The organism is Salmonella sp. SAL03688, from assembly GCF_046551895.1.
Lineage (GTDB): Bacteria > Pseudomonadota > Gammaproteobacteria > Enterobacterales > Enterobacteriaceae > Salmonella > Salmonella enterica.
On sequence record NZ_JBGDVI010000046.1, the window covers coordinates 1 to 4,406 of the forward strand.

At 49.8% G+C, this 4,406-nt stretch carries 5 protein-coding genes and 4 tRNA genes; 7 read left to right on the forward strand and 2 right to left on the reverse strand.

Annotated features, from left to right (window positions below):
• The first annotated feature begins 217 nt into the window (after nt 1-217).
• Complete coding sequence (gene murB / locus ACLJR2_RS23525; protein ID WP_000149800.1) at nt 218-1,246, forward strand: UDP-N-acetylmuramate dehydrogenase; 1,029 nt, start codon at nt 218-220, stop codon at nt 1,244-1,246.
• Nucleotides 1,243-2,205: a bifunctional biotin--[acetyl-CoA-carboxylase] ligase/biotin operon repressor BirA gene (gene birA / locus ACLJR2_RS23530; protein WP_000655746.1), complete on the forward strand. Its 963-nt coding sequence runs from the start codon at nt 1,243-1,245 to the stop codon at nt 2,203-2,205. The genes murB and birA overlap by 4 nt, the downstream gene beginning before the upstream one ends.
• Before the next feature lie 34 nt (nt 2,206-2,239).
• Here the strand turns inward: birA and coaA are convergent, their stop codons facing one another.
• A complete protein-coding gene (coaA, locus tag ACLJR2_RS23535) occupies nt 2,240-3,190 on the reverse strand; it encodes a type I pantothenate kinase (protein WP_000023069.1) in 951 nt (316 codons plus the stop codon).
• 208 nt (nt 3,191-3,398) lie between these two features.
• A complete protein-coding gene (locus tag ACLJR2_RS23540) occupies nt 3,399-3,572 on the reverse strand; it encodes a hypothetical protein (protein WP_001541267.1) in 174 nt (57 codons plus the stop codon).
• Nucleotides 3,573-3,591: 19 nt separating this feature from the next.
• Between ACLJR2_RS23540 and ACLJR2_RS23545 the strand changes: the two genes are divergently transcribed.
• The 5 genes from ACLJR2_RS23545 to ACLJR2_RS23565 all read left to right on the forward strand — a co-directional run.
• A tRNA-Thr gene (locus tag ACLJR2_RS23545) sits at nt 3,592-3,667 on the forward strand.
• Between the two features lie 8 nt (nt 3,668-3,675).
• A tRNA-Tyr gene (locus ACLJR2_RS23550) sits at nt 3,676-3,760 on the forward strand.
• 116 nt (nt 3,761-3,876) lie between these two features.
• Nucleotides 3,877-3,951, forward strand: a tRNA-Gly gene (locus tag ACLJR2_RS23555).
• Nucleotides 3,952-3,957: 6 nt separating this feature from the next.
• Nucleotides 3,958-4,033: transfer RNA gene (locus ACLJR2_RS23560), tRNA-Thr, on the forward strand.
• Between the two features lie 115 nt (nt 4,034-4,148).
• On the forward strand, nt 4,149-4,406 hold a 258-nt coding region (locus tag ACLJR2_RS23565), incomplete at its 3' end, for a GTP-binding protein (RefSeq protein WP_000031673.1).

The window sequence follows — 4,406 nt, forward strand, 5'->3', positions numbered from 1 at the left end:
GGGGTCTCCCCATGCGAGAGTAGGGAACTGCCAGGCATCAAATAAAACGAAGGGCCCTGTCGGAAGACAGGGCCTTTTGTTTTATCTGTAGTCTGCCGGATGGCGGCTCCGCCTTATCCAGCCTACAGGGACGCGCCGATCCACCCTCAATATAACCACAAGCCTTCCCAACACAGATACGGTAAACTATTGCCGATTGAGTATCAGGAAAGCAGCCATGACCCACTCCCTAAAACCCTGGAATACCTTCGGCATTGATCATTGTGCAAAGCACATCGTATGCGCTGAAAACGAACAACAACTACTGAGCGCCTGGCAGCAAGCAACTCGTGAGGGACTGCCGGTTATGATCCTGGGTGAAGGAAGCAATGTCCTGTTTCTGGAAAATTACGCCGGCACCGTGATCCTTAACCGCCTGAAAGGCATTGAGGTCAATGAAACCGCGGACGCCTGGCACCTACACGTCGGCGCAGGCGAAAACTGGCATCAGCAGGTTCGCTACGCGCTGGACAACAACATGCCCGGCCTGGAGAATCTGGCGCTCATCCCTGGCTGCGTTGGTTCCTCGCCTATACAGAATATTGGCGCGTATGGCGTAGAACTACAGCGCGTCTGCGACTACGTTGACTGCGTTGAACTGGAAACGGGAAAACGTCTGCGTTTGTCCGCGGCGGAATGCCGTTTCGGCTATCGTGACAGTATCTTCAAAAATGAATATCAGGATCGCGTTGCGATCGTCGCGGTGGGTCTGCGTTTGTCAAAGCAATGGCAGCCGGTGTTGACCTATGGCGATCTTACTCGTCTGGACCCGAAAACGGTCACCGCGCAACAGGTGTTTGATGCTGTATGCCATATGCGCACCACAAAATTGCCGGATCCTAAAGTGAATGGCAATGCGGGCAGCTTTTTTAAAAATCCCGTTGTCGCAGCCGATATCGCTATGGAACTGTTAGAACGATTTCCCAACGCGCCGCATTACCCTCAGGCAGACGGCTCAGTAAAGCTGGCGGCAGGCTGGCTGATAGATCAATGTCAGTTGAAAGGCGTCACCATTGGCGGCGCTGCGGTGCATCGCCAACAGGCGCTGGTATTGATTAATGCGAATGATGCGACAAGTAAAGATGTGGTGGCGCTGGCGCATCATGTCCGGCAAAAAGTGGGTGAAAAATTTAATGTCTGGCTGGAGCCTGAGGTTCGCTTTATTGGTCGGTCCGGAGAGGTGAACGCTGTGGAGAGCATTGCATGAAAGATACTACCGTTCCCCTGACGCTGATCTCACTACTTGCCGACGGAGAGTTTCACTCAGGCGAGCAGTTGGGTGAACGGCTGGGAATGAGCCGCGCGGCGATTAATAAACATATCCAGACATTACGCGACTGGGGAGTAGATGTATTTACCGTTCCCGGGAAAGGATATAGCTTACCGGAACCCATCCAGTTACTGGATGCTGACCGTATACATAGCCAACTGGATAGCGGAAACGTGGCGGTATTGCCCGTTATCGATTCAACCAATCAGTATTTACTTGATCGAATTGGCGAGCTGCGTTCAGGCGATGCCTGTGTAGCAGAATACCAACAGGCGGGGCGTGGTCGTCGCGGGCGTAAATGGTTCTCACCGTTTGGTGCGAATCTATATCTTTCAATGTACTGGCGTCTGGAGCAGGGGCCTGCGGCGGCAATAGGCTTGAGTCTGGTCATTGGAATTGTGATGGCGGAAGTGCTGCGTGAACTGGGCGCAGATAAAGTTCGTGTGAAGTGGCCTAACGACCTTTACCTACTGGACCGCAAACTGGCGGGTATTCTGGTCGAGTTAACCGGTAAAACGGGCGATGCCGCACAAATAGTGATTGGCGCTGGTATTAACATGGCAATGCGTCGCGTAGAAGAGGACGTGATAAATCAGGGATGGATCACACTACAAGAGGCCGGAATTACGCTCGACCGCAATATGCTGGCCGCAAAGCTGATTTATAAGTTACGTGCTGCGCTTGAGCTTTTTGAGCAAGAAGGACTTTCTCCTTATCTTTCGCGCTGGAAAAAACTGGATAATTTTATTGATCGTCCGGTAAAACTAATTATTGGCGACAAAGAAATATTTGGTATTTCTCGCGGCATTGATACTCAAGGCGCATTATTGCTTGAACAGGATGGCGTGATTAAACCCTGGATGGGCGGAGAAATATCGCTGCGAAGCGCCGAATAGTAAAAAAGGGGAGTCGGTACTCCCCTTTTTTCTGTTATTTCCGCAATCTTACCTGTTCCACCGCATGGTTAGCGCTCTTGGTCATAATAAGGCTGGCACGTTCTCGCGTGGGTAAAATATTTTGTTTTAAATTCAACCAGTTAATTTCTTTCCAAAGCGAAGTCGCTGTATTAACAGCTTCTTCTTTAGATAATTTCGCATAATTGTGGAAATAAGAGTCAGGATCGGTAAACGCCCCTTCGCGGAATTTCAGGAAGCGATTGATATACCATGTCTGAAGAAGTTCTTCTGGCGCATCCACGTAAATAGAGAAATCAACGAAATCAGAGACAAATACATGATGCGGATCGTGAGGATAATCCATACCGCTTTGTAAAACATTCAAACCTTCAAGAATCAATATATCAGGCTGAGCGACGGTTTTATCCCCTTCAGGAATAACATCGTAAATCAAATGAGAATAGACTGGCGCCGTCACGTTCGGTACGCCCGACTTGAGGTCAGAAACGAATTTCACCAGTCGGTGCATATCATACGATTCGGGGAACCCCTTTTTCTTCATTAACCCGCGTTCTTTCAACACCTGGTTTGGGTGGAGGAAGCCGTCTGTGGTAATCAATTCAACACGGCGGTGTTCCGGCCAGCGACTCAGCAACGCTTGCAGAACGCGTGCTGTCGTGCTTTTACCCACTGCGACGCTGCCCGCGATACTGATGATGTAAGGGATTCGCTGGCCGTTAGTGCCCAGAAACTGTTCCAGGACAGCCTGACGACGCAGATTTGAACTGATATAGAAATTTAGCAAACGGGAGAGAGGTAAATATATTTCTGCAACTTCTTCCAGCGATAAATCTTCATTAATGCCTTTTAACTGCGCGATCTCATCCTCGGTCAGGGTCATCGGCACAGAATCGCGAAGCGCAGCCCACTGGCTGCGATCAAACTGTAGGTAAGGCGTCATTAACGATTGCTCTTTTATACTCATAAGCATGTTTCTGGCTGCTATTGCTACATCAGTTCAGCGATGAACGAGGGCCATCCCTGACATGCAACGGCACGTCACATTTAAGTTAATTTGGACAATGGGCAGGAGGGTAACACCAGATGGGGAGGAATAATAAGAAAAAATCTCGCTGTGAAAGCTATCCCTGAGAAGCAATGTGACGAATATACCAGATACAGAAGATTGCTTTCTATCGACGGAGCGTTGAAATGCCGCGTCGTATCCTGGTCAGACGGTCGGTAAAATGCCGAAAATTTATGCTCTCTTGTTTGAAATTAGAGCATTTTTGTCTCTTATAGCGCAAAATGTGAGCGATAGAACATTTTATGCAATTTTTTAGTTGCATGAGCACGCAGGTCTCCATAGAATGCGCGCTACTTGATGCCGACTTAGCTCAGTAGGTAGAGCAACTGACTTGTAATCAGTAGGTCACCAGTTCGATTCCGGTAGTCGGCACCATCAAGTCCGGTGGGGTTCCCGAGCGGCCAAAGGGAGCAGACTGTAAATCTGCCGTCACAGACTTCGAAGGTTCGAATCCTTCCCCCACCACCATTTTCGGCCGCGCGATGGCGCAGCCCGAGACGATAAGTTCGCTTACCGGCTCGAATAAAGAGAGTTTCTCTCGATATTCAGTGCAGAATGAAAATCAGGTAGCCGAGTTCCAGGATGCGGGCATCGTATAATGGCTATTACCTCAGCCTTCCAAGCTGATGATGCGGGTTCGATTCCCGCTGCCCGCTCCAAGATGTGCTGATATAGCTCAGTTGGTAGAGCGCACCCTTGGTAAGGGTGAGGTCGGCAGTTCGAATCTGCCTATCAGCACCACTTCTTTTCTCCTTCCTGTTTTTCTCTTCTGTTTATTAGCATTCAACAAGTCGGGCGTGTTGCCTGGTTGATGTGGTGATATCACCGATTTATCCGTGTCTTAGAGGGACAATCGATGTCTAAAGAAAAGTTTGAACGTACAAAACCGCACGTTAACGTCGGTACTATCGGCCACGTTGACCATGGTAAAACAACGCTGACCGCTGCCATTACTACCGTACTGGCTAAAACCTACGGCGGTGCCGCTCGCGCATTCGACCAGATCGATAACGCGCCGGAAGAAAAAGCGCGTGGTATCACCATCAACACTTCTCACGTTGAATACGATACCCCGACCCGCCACTACGCACACGTAGACTGCCCGGGGCACGCC